Consider the following 17,777-nt stretch of genomic DNA (forward strand, 5'->3'; position numbering starts at 1 on the left):
GAATTTATCAATAACTTGTATTATCTTTTTTAAACTCTAAAATCTAGTTTAAAGTTTTATGATAAGGATTATTTTTTACTAAATCTAATTGGATATTGTGAGAATACATAAAAAATTTAGTAATATTATACTTATATTATTATAATATAAAAATAAATATATTTTAATGGTTAATTGTAGAAAGTTTATTTTCGTATCATTGTTTTAGAAGGTTTTTTAGTATATTCTAAAACTATAGTTATAGAGAATAATGATGTTGATTTTAAAATAAAAATAGGATTAAGGAGGATTTTATTATATAAATGAAAGATTACTATAAAATAGGAGAGATATCTAAAATATATGGAATAGGTAGAGATTCATTAATGTATTATGAAGAAATTGGTATTTTAAAGCCAGTTAGAGATAAAAATGGATATAGAATGTATAACATATCAGACATATGGAAACTCAATTTAATAAAAGAATTTAGAAGCTTGAATTTTCCAATGAAAAAAATAAAAGAATACCTAGATGACAGAAGTATAGAGTCTACTAAAAATATTTTGAATGAGGAACTTGATTTAATTGATAAAAAAATATATGAACTTATAAGCCATAAGGAAAATATTATAAAAAGATTAAGTTCAATTGAAAGTGTAATTCAAAACACAAAAATAGATGAGATAGAGGTTGTATATATAGAAAAAAGAAAAGCTTTAGAATTAAATGCTGATATAAAAAGGGATGAAGACTTTGATTTTTTAATTCAAAAACTTCAAAAAGAATATGAAGATAGATTTAATATACTTGGAAACAACAATATTGGTTCTGCCTTTTCTACTGAAGCAATTAATAAAGGTATATTTAATGAGTTTAAATCTGTGTTTTGCTTTTTAGAAAACAATGAGAAAGTATATAATATAGTTTTTGATGAAGGATATTATGTAACTTTAAATTACGCTGGAAGTAATTCTAATAATAAGATATATATGGAAAAGGTATTTAAATTTATAGAAGAAAATAATTATAAAATAATTGCTGACCCTATAGAAATATACAAGATAGATATACATGAGACTGGAATTGTAGAGGAGTTTGTAACTGAAATTCAAGTTCCTGTAACTAAATAGATAAATTTCAACGAATTAGATGATAAATAGTATAAAAAATTATGAATTTGCCACCGATTTGCCACCATATTATAAAATCGGTGCAAATTATATTCTAATACCTTCTAAAATATTTTCTGTTTAAATTTCTATTTCATGTGTTATATGAGAGTAAGTATTCATTGTTGTAGCTATTTTACTGTGACCTAATCGTTGTTGAATATGTTTTGTATTTGTACCATTTTTTAAAAGTATTGAAATAAATATTCAAATCTTTATTTACTATTGCCATATCAATATCACTATTAGTTACAAAATAAGCATATAAAAAAATTAAAGAACTAATAGAAATGATTTAAACTAATCTTAGAACCTTTTGACTAAAAATTAGCTTTATTGTTTATTATATGGTATAATGTAGAGTAGAGATAAGGAAGTGATTAGTATAGGAATATTAAAAAGTGCTGAATTAGTTAGAAAAATAGCACAAAGAATTGCTAGAGAAAAAGGAATAAGAGAGCAAGAAGCATGAAATGATGCTGTTACAGAGTATAAACAAAAACATAGATACTTAGTTTAGAGAATCATCTTGATAGATGGTCTTTTTTTATATAATAAGTTTGTGTAATAAATTAAAGATACATGGACAAAATATTATACAATTGTAATAAGATAAAGTAATGTTTTTAAGGAGAAAAAGATATGCTCAATCATTTTAATGAATTTATTGGTAACTATGTAAATCTAATTTCTTTAATTGCATCATTTGCAGCAATAGCAGCCTTAATTATATCAATTATAGCTTTTATGGAATCTAATAAAAAAGCTAAATTGATATTAAAATATAGAAGAAATAATGAGAATAATATGGCTGGTGATTATTATGAAAATGGTAATGGGTATATCAGACTTGATTTAAATATCATAGATGATAAATCTGATATTTATACTAAAATTCATAGTAATAACTTAGTTGATTTTGTAATAGAAAATGAAAGTGCGATTGTTGCCAAAAGCCCTGTATTAAGTTTAAAATTTATTAATATGGAAGTAGATATTGGAGAAAATAATAACTTTGAACAAATAAATAGTGAGCTTAGATGGCACCCAAAAGATAATATGACAATTCATAAAGGAATAAATTTTAGAATAGAGCAATTTAATTTTAAAAATTGTGTTGTACTTAAAAAAGAAGCTTATATAGAGGTAGTATTATCAGCTGATAACATGGAAACAAAAGAATTTAGAATACCAATAAAAGTATATTAAAGGGCACTAGAAAGTGTTCTTTTTTTATTCCTAAAACAAGCAAAATGAGATGCTGATATGGCAAAGTATGAATATTGGATAACAGAAGAAGTATTAACAATAAAAAAAGACCCTAAAAAGAGTCTTTCCCGAAAAATCTATATATTATAATATAGTTATATTTTCTGCTTGAGGACCTCTAGCACCTTTAACTATATCAAAGCTTACTTCTTGACCTTCTTCTAATGATTTAAATCCTGAAGTTTGTATAGCTGAGAAATGAGCAAATACATCATCTCTACCTTCCATTGATATAAAACCAAATCCTTTTTCATTATTAAACCATTTCACTATTCCATTATTCATTAAAAATACTCCTATTAACCTATATCAAGATATACTTGATTTACTTGTGTATCACCACAAATACTATTGTATCATAGATTAATAAAAATGTCTACTTAATTATATTTTTTAGTTAACATTTTTTGTTTCTCTTAAGATTAAAAATATACTTTTTCCTCTAAAATATAAAGTTTTATAGCATAAACATTTAAAGTAATTGCATATGCAGCTGATAACAAAACACACATTAATTCTACATTTCTAGATACTATAGTAATACACCATAAAATAAATAATTCTATAACAGCAAACTGTCCTGTAAATGCCATAGCTGACTTTTCATCTTCTACATACCTTTCATCTGCTTTATCACCATTTATTTTTGCTATAATAAAGTTTGAGAAAAAAGCAAAAAATCCAATGTATGTAAGGTAAACAATATTATTCAATACAATTGTGGGTTTGAATCAATCACAACATTAGTAAGAGGAGAAAGCTTTTGGTCATTCAATTCCGTTGTTCAATCTTAAAACATTTTAAATAAATTTTATTAAAAATAAAGATATATTGACACTTTAACGTTATAATAAAGAATATAGTAACTATATAGATTATAAAAAGATAAGGAGTGTATAACCCTTGGAAAAACAGTATTTTACTACAGGAGAATTCGCCAAGTTGTGTGGAATATCTAAACAGACATTAATTTTTTATGATAAAATAGGGATTTTTTCTCCTGAATATAAAGATAAAAATAATTATAGATATTACTCAGTCTATCAATATGATACATTGGACATATTACAATCACTAAGAGAAATAGGAATGAGTTTAGAAGAAATAAAAGAATATATACAAAATAGAAGTCCTCAACTTTGTGTGAAAATGCTTAGAGAAGAAGAAAAAAAGATAAGAGAAAAAATAAAAAAATTAAGAAAGATAAGTTTTAAGATGCAAAATAGAATAAATATAACGGTCGAAGGAATTTCTAGGATGAATAGTGAAGAAATTTATATATCTAAAAGATGTGAGGAATACTTAGTGTTGTCAAGTGACTTAAGCAGTATGAGTAATGGAGATTTTATGATGGAGTTAATAGATTTTACTAATTACTGTAAATCAAAAAATTTGTATCAAGGATATGAGTTGGGAGTAATAGTAAGTAATGAAAATATAAAAAATGGAGACTATTTAAGCATATCAAGTTTTTATTTGAAAATAGATAGAAAAATAAAGGATAAAAAGTTATATATAAAACCAGAGGGAATGTATGCATGTATAAATCATACTGGAAAATATGAGGATTCATATAAATCTTATGAAAAATTAAAAAAATATATATATGAGAACGAATATAAAATTATTGGAAATTCATATGAAGAGAGTGTACTTGACTTCTTCTGTGAAAGTAATGAAGATAATTATATGACCGAGATTTCAATACAAGTATCTAGATAAGAATTAAAATAGAGATATATTCAAATGTTAAGTAATTATACTTATCATTGAATATACCTCTATGTTTTATAATAAAGTATATAAATCTTTAAATGGTGTTTATATGATACGTTTAATGCCAGTTAACACTAACTATATAAATAAATTATAAATTGTAGTTGTTAAAAAACAAACAACAAAAGCAAGTATAGTAGGCATTAAGAATCCTAAGGCAGTCCATTTTAAACTTCCAGTTTCCTTTTTTATTGTTAAAAGTGTTGTTGCACAAGGCCAGTGCAGTAAACTGAACAACATAACATTTAAAGCTGTCAAATAAGTCCATCCATGTTCTCTAAGAACTTGACCTAAAGCACTAAAACTATCTAATTCTATCATAGAACCAGTTGCTAGGTAAGCCATTAGAAGTATAGGCACAACTATCTCATTTGCTGGGAATCCAAGAATAAAAGCCATCAATATGAAACCATCAAGACCTATTAATTTAGCTAAAGGATCCAAAAAGTTTGCAACATGTGATAATATGCTTAAATCTCCTATATAGATATTTGCAAATATCCAAGTTATGACACCAGCAGGTATGGCTACCATTACAGCTCTTCCTAAAACAAATATTGTTCTATCTATTATAGAAGTATATAAAGTTCTTCCAATTTGAGGAACTCTGTAAGGTGGAAGTTCTAATGTAAATGTAGAAGGAACTCCTTTTAATAGCGTTTTAGAAAGAGTATAAGAAACTAACAATGTTATTATAACACCTAGAATTATCAGTAAAGTTATACAAAGTGCAGTTGCTACACTAGATATAAAAGAGCTAGTTATAACTGAACTAAAAAATATTGTAGATATAGCAATTAAAGTAGGAAAACGACCATTACAAGGTACAAAGTTGTTTGTAAGTATAGCTATAAGTCTTTCCCTTGGAGAGTCAATTATTCTACAACCAATAACTCCAGCTGCATTACATCCAAATCCCATACACATAGTTAAGCATTGTTTACCATGTGCACAAGCTTTTTTAAATAGGTGGTCTAAGTTAAATGCAACTCTTGGCAAATATCCAAAATCCTCAAGCAAGGTAAATAGAGGAAAGAATATTGCCATAGGAGGTAGCATTACAGAGATTACCCACGCTAATGTTCTGTATAATCCTAAAACCAACATATCGCTTAACCACGATGGACAGTTAATACTATTTAATACACTTGAAATACTTGGCTCAAATCCGAGTAATAAATTAGATAATAAAGTGGATGGATAGTTAGCACCTTCTATAGTAATCCACAGGATAGTACCTAACAATAAGAGCATTATTGGAAGCCCAAATATTTTAGATGTCAATATTTTATCTACTTTTTCTTCTCTATCTGTTGATTTTTTAGCAACATTAGAACAACACTTATCACTCAGTTTTTTAGCATAATCATAGTTGATTTTAGTAAATTCATCCCTTATTTTCTGTTTATTTATATCACTTGGAATCTTTTTCTTTACTTCATTAATAGCATTTATTGAATCTTTATCTACATAATTACTCATAGATTCAAATATACTTTCATCACCATCAATAAGTCTAAGACCCAACCATCTAGAATTTATACCTGGTATAATATTATCTAATTCTGGTTGAATTGATTTTACCATATCTTCTATATTTTCACTGTATTTAACAGGTTTATTATTTAACTTATATTTATCAAAAGATACATCATTTAAAGTATCTAATAGTTCATCCATACCAGAACCATTTCTTGCAGCAGTTAAAATAACTGGAATACCAAGAGAATTCTCTAGAATCTCTTTATCAATAGTAATTCCTTTTTTTCTAGCTTCATCTATTAAATTTATACATAAAATAACTTTATCTGTAAGTTCCATCACTTGAAATACTAAGTTTAAATTTCTTTCAAGACATGTAGCATCACATACTACTATTACTGCATCAGGATTGCCAAAACATATAAAATCACGAGCCACAATTTCTTCTTGTGATAAGGCGAATAAAGAATATGTTCCTGGTAAATCTATTAATGCATATTCGGCATTTTTATATTTAAAATTACCACGAGCTGTAGCTACAGTTTTTCCTGGCCAATTTCCAGTATGCTGTCTAAGCCCTGTAAGATGATTAAATACAGTACTTTTACCTGTATTTGGATTACCAGCCAATGCAATTACAAACTGGTCTTCTTTGTTGTCTATATCAAACATGTCTTTTAAAGAACTCATTTTAGTTGAGTTATGTGTCAACCCCATATTAATATCCTCCTGCTAGAAAATTTTAAATGTCAGAAACTAATATTAAGCTACTTTCTTCTTGTCGTAGAGCTATCTTACTGCCTCTGATTTTATAGACGGTTAAATTATTTTTTGGACCTTTTCTAACTACATCTATAACAGCTCCTCTAGTAAGACCAAGCGCTAACATTCTTTCTCTTAAATTACCACTAGACAATATATCTTCAACTTTGACAGATTTTTTCACTTGAATATCGTTAAGGTTTTTCATAGTAGCACCTCCATGCATGAAATTTAGCCTGAGCTAATCTTCTTATTCTAAACTATGCATTATATTACTACCTTGTTACTTTTACAAAAAAAGATAGGCAAGATGCCTATCACAAAGTTGGGTATAATTCTTACTTTTGGGGAAAGTAGAATATAGAATAAAAATTAACACTTTGAATCTATATAATTATTGAATTTTGATAATAAAAAAATCAGAAAGCAAAAGCCTCCTGACTCTATGTAAGGTATTTTCAAATACCTAAATATCAATTCAATATATATAATTTATGCTTAAATTATATATTAACAATATTAGCTTGTCAACACTATAATCTCATTTTGATATGCTCAATGCCTGCCTCATCATATACTTCTGATATCTCCTTAAAACCACAAGATAAGTAAAGGTTCTTTATATAAGCTTGTGCTGATAAAGTTATATTATTTTCATGTAAATTAACTTTTATAAAATCTATAGCACAATCCATCATTTGTTTTGCTAAGCCCTTTTTCCTATGACTAGAAAGAACTAGAACTCTACCAATAGAAACATCATTATAAGAACTGTATTCTTTAGGAATTATTCTAGCATAAGCACAAATCAATCCATTATCTTTTAAAAATATGTGATAAGAGTTTTTATCTATATTATCATAATCGTTTAAGGAAAATATCTTTTGCTCACAAGCAAATACCTCATATCTTGATTTTGCTATTTCATAAAATTCATCTAAACTCAAATCATTAAAGTGTTTAATTTTAAACATAATAATTACCCCCCCCTAGTATATTATAAAACTGAATATTAAGATATATTATATCATTTCTAGCATAAATACTTTCATTAAAATTTATATTTATTAAAAATCTTTTAGAAAAGTGATATACTATATTAAAAATAAAACTTTAGTTAGAAAATTTATAATTTATGGAGGCTGTGTTTTGAATATTACTAAAAAATTAACTGAAGCAGCTTTATTGTCATCTTTATTCATAGTAGTAACAATTATAGCTGTAGGTACTGGATTTGGATATGCTATTTATTTAGATTTTATAGTACCAGTATTTTTTTGTATAATCTGCTTGAAATGTGATTTAAAGTATACTATTTTATCTGGAATTACTTCAATTTTAATAATTTCTCTAGTACTTGGAAATCTAGGAACTGGTATTTGGGCAAGTCAAAGTGTATTGCTTGGTACAATGTGTGGTTATCTAATAAATAAACCAACAATGGTTATGGACGATTTAGTATATGGCTCAATATTTGGAGTTATTGTAATGGTTTTCATTGATATATATGTTTCAGCACTAATAGGTTATAGTTTTATGAAAGAATTTCAAGGATATAGTAAATTGATTTATTTTAATGGATATACAAATTTTATTTATTATTTGATGATAGCATTATTTCCTTTTGGGATGGTGTTTTGCATATATTTATTAAGTTTGATTTTGGGGAATAAATTGCATATTTTAGACTCTAATTCCTTAAAAAAGTTTTTAATATTTAAGAATTTTAGAAGTTTAAATCAATTTCTGTGTTGTTCAAAGAAAGTTTTTTACATATGTGTTTCTTATTTAGTCATTTTTCAAGTTGTAAAGCTATTGAATATTAAGGTTGATTTTGTTTATTTAAAAACAATCTTCATATCAACTGCCTATCTATGTGTCTATTTTATTATTAGAGATTCATGTATGTCACTGCAAAATTTTATGATAGCAAAATTTAAAAAATTATTGTATGCTAGAATTTCTTTTTTAATAATAATTTTATTATTGTTTTTTATGTTTAATGTAACTGTTATCAGTTTAATAATTATAAATGCATTTTTAAATAAGAAAATAAATATAAGATTGAGTCAGAGTAATATCGTCAATAAACAAATAAATATTTTAATTGAAAAATAAACCTTAGGTTTTGGTAAAAAATATAAAAAAATAGTATAATGTAAAAAAACATGTGTATAATAATAAAAAAGGTTGACAAAATATAAAAATAATAATATATTATGAGTAAGTTAAGAAAAATTTCTTGTAATTGATGAAATAATCTGAATATGCAAATGCTATGAAGAGAAGAAGTAGGCCTAGATTTTATTTAACAGAGAGTTCCAGTTTGGTGAGATGGAATAAATTGATTTAGTTTGAATACATCTCAGAGCAATATCTCTGAAAGATAACAACCATTAAGAGATATCGGATTAGTACACGTTATAGTACACGAGTATATGTAAATTGTACTCTAAGAGATTAGTATCGTGAGATATTGATGAACTAAGGTGGTAACACGTAAGCAAAGCTTTCGTCCTTTTAATAGGATGAAAGCTTTTTTTATTATAAAAATAAAATTATAGATTATATAAATATTTTAGGAGGAATGAAAAATGAAATCGATAGACGAGCAAATGCGAATAATTATGAAGGGTGTAGACGATTTAATAGATGAAAAAGAGTTAAGAGAAAAGCTTATTAAATCAGAAAAAGAAGGAAAACCTATGATAGTAAAATTGGGTCTAGACCCAAGTGCTCCAGATATACATTTAGGGCATACAGTAGTTCTTAGAAAGATGAAACAATTACAAGATTTAGGTCATCAAATAGTGATAATAATTGGAGATTTTACAGGAAAAATTGGAGACCCAACTGGAAAGTCTAAGGCTAGAAAAGCTTTAACAACAGAGCAAGTTCTTGCAAATGCAAAAACTTATGAAGAACAAATTTTCAAAGTTTTAGATAAAGAAAAAACTATCGTAAGATTTAATAGTGAGTGGTTAGCTAAATTAAATTTTGAAGATGTAATAAAATTAGCTGCAACTATTACTGTTGCAAGAATGTTAGAAAGAGAAGATTTTAAAAAGAGATATGAAGGACAAATGCCGATATCAGTACATGAATTCTTCTATCCATTAATGCAAGCATATGATTCTATAGCATTAGAAGCTGATATAGAACTTGGAGGAACTGACCAAAGATTTAATTTACTAATGGGAAGATCATTACAAAGAGAATTTGGTATGGAGTCTCAAATAGTAATAATGATGCCTTTAATAGAAGGATTAGATGGAAAAGAAAAAATGAGTAAGAGTTTAGGTAACTACATTGGAATAGATGAAGAAGCGGGAATAATGTACCAAAAATCTATGGAAATTCCTGATGAGCTTATAATTAAATACTATAATTTAGTAACTGATGTTCATCCTGATGAAGTTAATAAAATAGAATCTCAGTTAAAAGAGGGTTCAGTAAACCCAAGAGATATAAAAATGAATTTAGCAAGAGAAATAGTAACATTATATCATGGAGAAGAATCTGCTAAAGAAGCTGAAGAAAGATTTAAATCTGTATTCCAAAAAGGTCAAATACCTGAAGATATACAAACAATTCAAGCTAATGAAGATGGATTTGATTTAATTGAAGTATTAGTTGCTAATGAAATTGTTAAGAGTAAGAGTGAAGTTAGAAGATTAGCTTCTCAAGGTGGAATAAAGGTAAATGGTGAGAAAGTAGAGGACTTAAGTACTATTGTAAAAGAAAGTGAATTAGTTGTTCAAATAGGAAAGAAAAAATTTGTGAAAATTGAGCTAGTAAAATAAAATAAAAGCAAGTTCATTGAGTATAAAAGTATAATCAATGAACTTACTTTTTTATTATATTAAAGTTTTAAATTGATAACCATTGTCTTTAAAATATGTTATAATTTGGTCTAATGAATTTACTGTCTCTTGCTTGCCATAAGTATCATGCATTAAAAGAACGACCATTTCTTTACCTTCAGAAGATTTTTTTGCATGTTCAAATAACTCTTGAGCATTTTTCTTTTTACCTTCTGCATCAGCATTTAAAGCATTCCAATCGATTGATGCCATGTTTTTCTCTTTTAAGTAGTTTCCTAGAGGATCCATATTTTTCCATGACATATATCCACCTGGGCATCTAACTACTTTTGAGGAAAAATTCTTTCCTAAAACTTTTTTCATAGCTTCATCAGTTTTGTTGAGTTCATTTACGAATGTGTCAAGATTTAAACTTCTGCCGGGATACAGTTTTTTATAGTCATGAGTATAAGAGTGATGAGCTATTGCATTTCCTTCATAAAATGTTCTTTTTAAAATTTCATTAGCCCCTTTTCTTTCAAGAGAATCACCTTTAATGAAGAAAGTTCCTCTAACATCATGTCTTTTCAAGATATCTAGAACCTGTGGAGTATTAGTAGTAGATGGTCCATCATCAAATGTAAGAAAGACTATCTTTTCTCCATTGTTTGAATAGTCATATTTGCTAAGTTTGTCCCAAACTAATTTTGCATCATATCCATATTCTTTTGCGGCTTCTTTTTTTGCCCCAATAATAGGTTCATTTTTTTCTTTTTCAATTCTTTCTTTTTCTAATCTTTCGGCTTTAAGTCTTTCTTGAGTTTCTTTAATTTCTTTTTTTCTAGACATATCCGCCCATGCCATAGAAAAAATACCAATAACTATTACAACAATTATAGTAAGTGTAACAGTTTTCTTTTTTCTTTTTTTTACCATGATTACAGCATTCCCCCTTTTGTCGAACTGTATCAAAAATATATTACAATTATATCGAAGAACGTAGAAAAAGTAAACCGACAAAGTTGTAACTAAGATAACTAAAATGTAACTTATATGACATTATTTGCATAGTATTAAAGTATCATAGATATTAAAATTATCTATAAAAAAATTTAGTATAAGTAAAAAAGATATAAAAAATATAAAAATTTATTAAAAAGGTGTTTACAAAAAATGATTAATATATTACTGTTAAATAGTGGATACAAATTTGAGCTCAAAATGGATATAAATTTAGATTTAAAATACTGAAAAAATTTACTATATTAATTTATAGTAATGCTTATAGAAAAACTCTCTTGCTGTTTAGGGGGTTTATAATTTTGCAAAAAAATAAAAAGGAGGGGGCTTTATTGAAAAAATACTTTGGAGAAATAGGACTAATATTTATAGCAATTATATGGGGAAGTGGCTTTGTAGCAACCCAATTTGCATTAGACGGTGGGCTTACACCTCTACAAATCATAACTTTAAGATTTTTCTTGGCAGCTGTAATTATGAGTTTTCTGTTTTTTAAACAGATTCGTGCCAATATGGGAAAAAAATTATTAAAAGCAGGAGGACTTTTAGGAATATTTTTATTTCTAGCCTTCACAGTACAGACTATTGGACTTATGTACACTACGCCATCCAAGAATGCATTTATAACAGCAGCAAATGTTGTAATAGTTCCATTCATAGGATTCATAATTTATAGAAGGAAACTTGATAAGATAGGAATGATAAGTAGTTTAGTAGCTCTTATAGGGATAGGAATACTTTCTTTAGAAGCAGATTTCTCTATTAATTTTGGAGATTTACTAACACTTATATGCTCATTGGGATTTGCATTTCATATATTCTTTACAAGTGAATTTGCAAAAGATAACAACCCAATGGCATTGACAGCTGTTCAATTTACTGTAGCGTTTTTAATGTCTTTAATAGTTCAAACATTTGCAGGTCAATTAAAAATGGAAGCTGAATTATCTGGTTATATGGGAACTATGTACCTAGCTGTATTTAGTACTACAATTGGATTTTTGTTTCAAACTATATGTCAAAAAAGAGTTGATGGAACTAGGACAGCTATAATATTATCTACAGAAGCTGTATTTGGTACTATATTTTCTATAATAATTCTAAAGGAACTTATTACAGCAAAATTGGTTATTGGTAGCATCTTGATATTTGTTGCAATCATAACAGCAGAAACTAAATTATCTTTTTTAAAGAGCAAAAAAGTGAAACTTAAAGACTCAAAAGAGTCTTCATTAGAAAGTATTTAATAGGACAATTATTTCCTAATTAATCGAATAAATTATATATTATGTAGAAATTTGACATCAAAACTTGGTTGATACTGATGTTTCAAAGTGATAAAATTAATTAGGAAATAAATTTTATTTTTAGTGTTTAAACTACAAAGCCCGGGGTATATATATTCTTGTAGCAAGTTATTAAACTTAAAAATAAAAAATTAATTATATAAAATTGGGAGGAAGTTAATTATGAAAAAATTTGTTTGTACAGTATGTGGATATATACATGAAGGAGATGCTGCACCAGCACAATGTCCAGTATGTAAAGTTGGAGCTGATAAGTTTGAAGAAATGAAAGGCGAAATGGTTTGGGCTGATGAACATAGAATAGGAGTAGCTCAAGGTGTAGATGCAGAAATAATCGAAGGATTAAGAGCTAACTTTACTGGTGAATGTACAGAAGTAGGAATGTATTTAGCAATGAGTAGACAAGCTGATAGAGAAGGTTATCCAGAAGTAGCAGAGGCTTATAAGAGAATAGCTTTTGAAGAAGCTGAGCATGCTGCTAAATTTGCAGAACTTCTTGGAGAAGTTGTAGTTGCAGATACAAAAGAAAACTTAAGAGTTAGAGTTGATGCTGAGTATGGTGCAACTGATGGAAAATTAAAATTAGCTAAGAGAGCTAAAGAATTAGGATTAGATGCTATACATGATACAGTTCATGAAATGTGTAAAGATGAAGCTAGACATGGTAAAGCATTCTTAGGATTATTAAACAGACATTTTGGAAAATAATAATTAAAACAATAGATTAAAAGGAGAAACTTTGGTTTCTCCTTTTTTAAATTATACAAATAAAGTGCTGTGATAAAAGGATGGAGATAATATGAAGTCAGTATCTGTTAGGAGTTGTAAAACTTACAATTATGAAGAGGTAAAGTTATCTATTGAAAAAAATTTAGAGGATATTGGTGGTATAGATAAGTTTGTTAAAAAAGGAAGTAAAGTACTTATAAAACCAAATTTATTGATGAAAAAAAAGCCTGAAGAAGCTACAACGACACATCCTATGGTTGTAAGAGTTGTATGTGAAAAGCTTTTAGAGTTAAATTGTGACATTACAATAGCAGATAGTCCTGGTGGTCCATATAGTCAAAGTTCTCTTAAGAGTATTTATAAGGCATCTGGAATTGAAACAGTAGCAAATGAGTTGGGTATCAAGTTAAATTATGATGTTTCAGATGTTAAGATACATAGTGAAAAAGCATATGTTCTAAAATATATGGATATTATTAAACCAATAGTAGATGCAGATTACATAATAAATCTTTGTAAATTAAAGACACATGTAATGGCAACTTTTACTGGTGGTACAAAAAACTTATATGGATGTATAGCAGGCTTGAAAAAAGCAGAAATACATTATAGATTTCCTACAGAAGAATTGTTTTGTGAAAATGTACTTTTAGATATTTGTGATTATGTAAAGCCAACATTGACAATTATGGATGGGATAGTAGGTATGGAAGGTGATGGACCTTCAGCTGGAACTACTCGAGAAATAGGTGTCTTATTAGCATCACAAAATCCGTATGCCATAGATGTTGTTGCATGTAAAATTATAAACTTACTTCCAAATAGAGTTGCTACAATTAGAGGGGCTATTAAAAGAGGGTATATACAAGGAGATTTTTCAGATATTGAGATTTTAGGTGAAGACATAAATGATTTAATTATAAAAGACTATAAGGTTCCAAATGTAAGTAAAGATTTAAGACTATTTTCTGTAAAACTACCAAAATTTTTAAATGAACCTATTTCAAAGCTTATAACACCAAAGCCTGTGGTTAGATTTCAAGATTGTATAAAATGTGGAAAATGTAAGGAAGCTTGCCCTGCAAATACTATAGAAATGGGAGATAAGGGTGCTATTATAGACCTAAGTAAATGTATAAGATGTTACTGTTGCCATGAACTTTGTCCTAAAAAGGCTATTGATGTCAAACGTAATTTTGTATTTAAGTATGTAAAATAATGTATAATATTATATGAGTCTAGATAAATGAAAAGTATAAAGGAGAAACAAGATGATTTTAATTAAAAATGGTAGAGTAATAGACCCTAAAAGTCAAAGAGATGAGAATGTTGACTTAATAATAAAAGAAAATAAAATTTATAAAATAGGTAAGTTTGATGAAAGTGATGAATATGAAAAAGTAATAGATGCTAGTGATAATGTAGTTGCACCAGGTTTAGTAGATGTTCATGTACACTTTAGAGACCCAGGACTTACATATAAAGAAGATATAGAGAGTGGAGCTAAAGCTGCTGCTAGAGGTGGATTTACAACAGTTATATGTATGGCAAATACAAATCCAATTGTAGACAATGAAGATACTTTTAACTATGTTAAAGAAAAGTCAAAGAATGCATGTATAAATGTTTTACAAGCAGCAGCTATAACTAAAGGATTTGAAGGGAAAGAGCTAGTTGATATGGAAACTCTTAAAAAAGCTGGTGTACCAGGATTTACTGATGATGGATTACCTTTAATGGATAGTAATCTAATTATGGAAGCAATGATTAAGGCAAAAGAGTTGGATGTACCACTTAGTTTTCATGAAGAAGACCCTTCTTTAGTTGGAAATCCAGGTGTAAATGCAGGAAAGATAGCTTCAGAACTTGGTTTAAAAGGTGCATCAACTGTAGCAGAAGATGTTATGGTAGCTAGAGACTGTATGTTGGCACTAAAGACTGGTGCTAAGGTTGATATACAACATATAAGTTCTGGGGTATCTGTTGATATGGTTAGATTTGCAAAATATCTGGGTGCAAATGTGGTTGCAGAGGCTACACCACATCACTTTACATTGACAGAGGAAGATGTATTAGTGTTTGGAACAAATGCAAAAATGAATCCACCCCTAAGAAGTAAGTGGGATAGAGATAAGATTATAGAAGGATTGAATGATGGTACTATTGAAATAATAGCAACAGACCATGCACCTCATAGTGAAGAAGAAAAAGACAGAGAGTTTATAAAAGCTCCAAGTGGAATTATTGGGCTTGAGACTTCTCTATCTCTTGGAATAACAAATTTAGTGCATAAAAATCATCTTAGTATGATGCAGTTAATAGAAAAAATGTCTACAAACCCTGCAAAATTATACAATTTGAATATTGGATTTATAGAAGAAGGGGCAGTAGCAGATATTGTTATATTCAACCCTGAAGAAGAATGGACAGTTGAAAGCTTTGTTTCTAAAGCTGATAATTCACCATTTAAAGGGAAATCTTTATATGGGAAGGTTAATTATACAATATGTAATGGAGAGATTGTATATAACGCTTAATCTATGGTTATTTTTTAAAGGCAGTGAATACAATGATTGAGAGTAAAAGACTATATATTAGAAAAATGAATCATAATGACTTTAAGGAAATAAGCAAAATGCTACAAGATGTAGAGGTAATGTATGCATGGGAGCATGCTTTTTCAAATGAAGAAGTTATAGAATGGATTGATAAAAACATACAAAGATATGAGAATGATGGATATGGATATTTTACAAAAATTGTTGAAACATTAGACTATAATCCAAATTGGAAGTATGAGTTTGAAAAATTAAAGTGTACACTAGAAAATATATTAGGAGGTTCAATTTTAAAAATAGAACATGTTGGTAGTACATCTATTGAAGGGCTTTCAGCAAAGCTAAGATTGGATGTCGATATAGTAATTGAAAACTATAGTTATTTAAATGAGGCTATAGGTAAACTAGAAAATTAGGGTATGGAAATCTTAAGACTAAATACAGATAAAGTTAAAGAGTATTCTAATTTAAAGAAAAAACTAGCAAAACTTTATAGGTATGATGTTAACTCTTACTGTGATAATAAAACAGATTTTATAAGAGGGATAATAGATTAGAAATTAAATAACGCACTACTATATTTGAAAAAGATTAATCTCTTAATCAATCATATATAATAGTGCGTTATATATTTAAGTATGTCCTATATATGCAAATCTAAAAATCACAAATCTTTATATAACATCTACTTATAAATTGCCTTTATAGGGTCTAGTTTAGAGGCTTTAAAGGCTGGTATCAGACCAAATACAACTCCAGTTAATATAGTAGCTACAATTGCATAAAATAAGCTGTTTAAGCTAGGAATGGCCTCAAATCCAATATATTTAGAAACATAGTTGGTAGCAGTAAATCCAACTATAGTTCCTAAAATTCCACCACATACTGTTATAAAAACAGCTTCAACTAAAAATTGAAATAATATAGACCTAGGTTTTGCACCAATAGCACGTCTTATACCAATTTCTCTTTGTCTTTCCATAACAGATACATACATTATATTCATTACACCAATACCACCAACAAACATTGCAACTACAGTTATTATAGACACATATTTGTTTACATTAGAATTAATGCTTTCAAGATAAGCTGTTTGCTCAGTTGGGTCTGGTGTAGTATAAGAGCCATTGATACCAGGGTGCATCTCATATAATTTAGCTATAACATTGTTTGCAACTTCATTTACATTATAACCTTTAGAAGACACTAAGTCTAACTGATAAATTTCGTTTGAATAAGAATTTTGACTCATTAAACTGTCAAAAGCCTTTTTGGGTATAAGGGAAGTAGTAAATTGCATATCTTGATATCCTCCAAAAAATCCTCCAGCTTGGTTTTGCTGAGAATCATCTAATACCCCTATTATTTCAAATATAGTTCCATTTATGTTGATACCATGACCTAAGGCATCTTCTGGATTTTCAAAAATTTCACTTGTACTTTGTAATGTAAGTAAAATTACTTTTCTTTTTTCATCATCTAAAGAAAAATCTCTACCACAAATTAAATTTATTTTAGAATCTTTTTTTACTGGTTCAACATCAACATACGCAGTTTTTTTATCAAAAGATGCTTGTGAAGAGTAAGTTGAATCAAGATTAAATCCATCTCTTGAAGGAGCGATTCTTTCTACTCCTTCAATAAATGATAATCCTTCTAAGTCTTTTGCATTAAATGGTTTTAAAAATATACTCATATCATCAGTAAGACCTGTGTTATCAGCCGATTCAAATGAAATAGTAGTTTTATTAGGGTTTACATTATTTACAGATTTCTTAATTTCTTTTTGAAATCCATTACCTATAGAACTAACAAGTATTACTGAAGTTATTCCTATTATAATCCAGAGTAAAGCTACGAAGACACGAAGTTTGTGACCTTTTAAATTAGCCAAAGAATTTTTTAATAAACTCATGA

17 protein-coding genes, 1 pseudogene and 1 other annotated feature are annotated in these 17,777 nt (G+C 27.7%); of the genes and pseudogenes, 10 read left to right on the forward strand and 8 right to left on the reverse strand.

Going from position 1 to position 17,777, the window contains the following annotated elements:
* The first annotated feature begins 302 nt into the window (after positions 1 to 302).
* Positions 303 to 1,112, forward strand: coding sequence for a MerR family transcriptional regulator (locus KGF42_RS08930; RefSeq protein WP_227823545.1), 810 nt, complete (start codon positions 303 to 305; stop codon positions 1,110 to 1,112).
* Between the two features lie 120 nt (positions 1,113 to 1,232).
* Here the strand turns inward: KGF42_RS08930 and KGF42_RS20205 are convergent, their stop codons facing one another.
* Positions 1,233 to 1,358, reverse strand: coding sequence for a tyrosine-type recombinase/integrase (locus KGF42_RS20205; RefSeq protein ID WP_311315306.1), 126 nt, complete (start codon positions 1,356 to 1,358; stop codon positions 1,233 to 1,235).
* 435 nt (positions 1,359 to 1,793) lie between these two features.
* Here KGF42_RS20205 and KGF42_RS08940 point away from each other — a divergent pair, with 435 nt between their 5' ends.
* Positions 1,794 to 2,360, forward strand: coding sequence for a hypothetical protein (locus tag KGF42_RS08940; protein WP_054273404.1), 567 nt, complete (start codon positions 1,794 to 1,796; stop codon positions 2,358 to 2,360).
* A gap of 144 nt (positions 2,361 to 2,504) precedes the next feature.
* Here the strand turns inward: KGF42_RS08940 and KGF42_RS08945 are convergent, their stop codons facing one another.
* Positions 2,505 to 2,705 carry a cold-shock protein gene (locus KGF42_RS08945; protein ID WP_107594333.1) on the reverse strand — a complete coding sequence of 67 codons (201 nt, stop codon included), beginning with the start codon at positions 2,703 to 2,705 and terminating at the stop codon, positions 2,505 to 2,507.
* 137 nt (positions 2,706 to 2,842) lie between these two features.
* Positions 2,843 to 3,133, reverse strand: a complete 291-nt coding sequence (locus KGF42_RS08950; RefSeq protein WP_227821054.1) for a DUF3796 domain-containing protein — start codon at positions 3,131 to 3,133, stop codon at positions 2,843 to 2,845.
* A 190-nt stretch (positions 3,134 to 3,323) separates the two neighbouring features.
* On the opposite strand from KGF42_RS08950, the gene KGF42_RS08955 reads away from it, so the two are divergent.
* Positions 3,324 to 4,142, forward strand: coding sequence for a MerR family transcriptional regulator (locus tag KGF42_RS08955; protein ID WP_054273564.1), 819 nt, complete (start codon positions 3,324 to 3,326; stop codon positions 4,140 to 4,142).
* 132 nt (positions 4,143 to 4,274) lie between these two features.
* On the opposite strand, the gene feoB is transcribed toward KGF42_RS08955, so the two are convergent.
* From feoB to KGF42_RS08970, 3 genes are all read right to left on the reverse strand, one after another.
* Positions 4,275 to 6,395 (reverse strand): ferrous iron transport protein B, encoded by a 2,121-nt coding sequence (feoB, locus tag KGF42_RS08960; protein WP_227821053.1) that lies wholly within the window; start codon positions 6,393 to 6,395, stop codon positions 4,275 to 4,277.
* Between the two features lie 25 nt (positions 6,396 to 6,420).
* Positions 6,421 to 6,648 (reverse strand): FeoA family protein, encoded by a 228-nt coding sequence (locus tag KGF42_RS08965; protein ID WP_054273505.1) that lies wholly within the window; start codon positions 6,646 to 6,648, stop codon positions 6,421 to 6,423.
* Between the two features lie 325 nt (positions 6,649 to 6,973).
* The gene (locus tag KGF42_RS08970; protein WP_227826152.1) at positions 6,974 to 7,414 is read right to left on the reverse strand and encodes a GNAT family N-acetyltransferase; all 441 of its coding nucleotides are present in this window, start codon (positions 7,412 to 7,414) and stop codon (positions 6,974 to 6,976) included.
* A gap of 175 nt (positions 7,415 to 7,589) precedes the next feature.
* Here KGF42_RS08970 and KGF42_RS08975 point away from each other — a divergent pair, with 175 nt between their 5' ends.
* Together KGF42_RS08975 and tyrS are read left to right on the forward strand one after the other, a co-directional pair.
* Positions 7,590 to 8,558, forward strand: a complete 969-nt coding sequence (locus KGF42_RS08975; RefSeq protein WP_227821052.1) for a DUF2232 domain-containing protein — start codon at positions 7,590 to 7,592, stop codon at positions 8,556 to 8,558.
* A gap of 151 nt (positions 8,559 to 8,709) precedes the next feature.
* Positions 8,710 to 8,963 (forward strand) — a binding site (T-box leader).
* Between the two features lie 71 nt (positions 8,964 to 9,034).
* Entirely contained in the window at positions 9,035 to 10,243 is a 1,209-nt protein-coding gene (gene tyrS, locus KGF42_RS08980) for a tyrosine--tRNA ligase (RefSeq protein ID WP_107594525.1), read from the forward strand.
* A gap of 54 nt (positions 10,244 to 10,297) precedes the next feature.
* Here tyrS and KGF42_RS08985 read toward each other — a convergent pair whose 3' ends face one another.
* Positions 10,298 to 11,179: a polysaccharide deacetylase family protein gene (locus KGF42_RS08985; protein WP_227821050.1), complete on the reverse strand. Its 882-nt coding sequence runs from the start codon at positions 11,177 to 11,179 to the stop codon at positions 10,298 to 10,300.
* 386 nt (positions 11,180 to 11,565) lie between these two features.
* On the opposite strand from KGF42_RS08985, the gene KGF42_RS08990 reads away from it, so the two are divergent.
* The 5 genes and pseudogenes from KGF42_RS08990 (at position 11,566) to KGF42_RS19840 (ending at position 16,414) form a co-directional block, all read left to right on the forward strand.
* Complete coding sequence (locus KGF42_RS08990; protein WP_227821049.1) at positions 11,566 to 12,510, forward strand: DMT family transporter; 945 nt, start codon at positions 11,566 to 11,568, stop codon at positions 12,508 to 12,510.
* A gap of 222 nt (positions 12,511 to 12,732) precedes the next feature.
* Positions 12,733 to 13,278 (forward strand): NADH peroxidase, encoded by a 546-nt coding sequence (locus tag KGF42_RS08995; protein WP_009889371.1) that lies wholly within the window; start codon positions 12,733 to 12,735, stop codon positions 13,276 to 13,278.
* A 91-nt stretch (positions 13,279 to 13,369) separates the two neighbouring features.
* Positions 13,370 to 14,518 (forward strand): DUF362 domain-containing protein, encoded by a 1,149-nt coding sequence (locus KGF42_RS09000; RefSeq protein ID WP_227821048.1) that lies wholly within the window; start codon positions 13,370 to 13,372, stop codon positions 14,516 to 14,518.
* 52 nt (positions 14,519 to 14,570) lie between these two features.
* The gene (locus tag KGF42_RS09005; RefSeq protein ID WP_227821047.1) at positions 14,571 to 15,836 is read left to right on the forward strand and encodes a dihydroorotase; all 1,266 of its coding nucleotides are present in this window, start codon (positions 14,571 to 14,573) and stop codon (positions 15,834 to 15,836) included.
* Positions 15,837 to 15,955: 119 nt separating this feature from the next.
* Positions 15,956 to 16,414 (forward strand): annotated as a pseudogene (locus tag KGF42_RS19840) (GrpB family protein).
* 128 nt (positions 16,415 to 16,542) lie between these two features.
* Here KGF42_RS19840 and KGF42_RS09020 read toward each other — a convergent pair.
* Positions 16,543 to 17,775 carry an ABC transporter permease gene (locus KGF42_RS09020; protein WP_227826154.1) on the reverse strand — a complete coding sequence of 411 codons (1,233 nt, stop codon included), beginning with the start codon at positions 17,773 to 17,775 and terminating at the stop codon, positions 16,543 to 16,545.
* Positions 17,776 to 17,777 lie beyond the last annotated feature (2 nt).

Source organism: Clostridioides sp. ZZV15-6383, assembly GCF_020657735.1.
GTDB classification, from domain to species: domain Bacteria; phylum Bacillota; class Clostridia; order Peptostreptococcales; family Peptostreptococcaceae; genus Clostridioides; species Clostridioides difficile_D.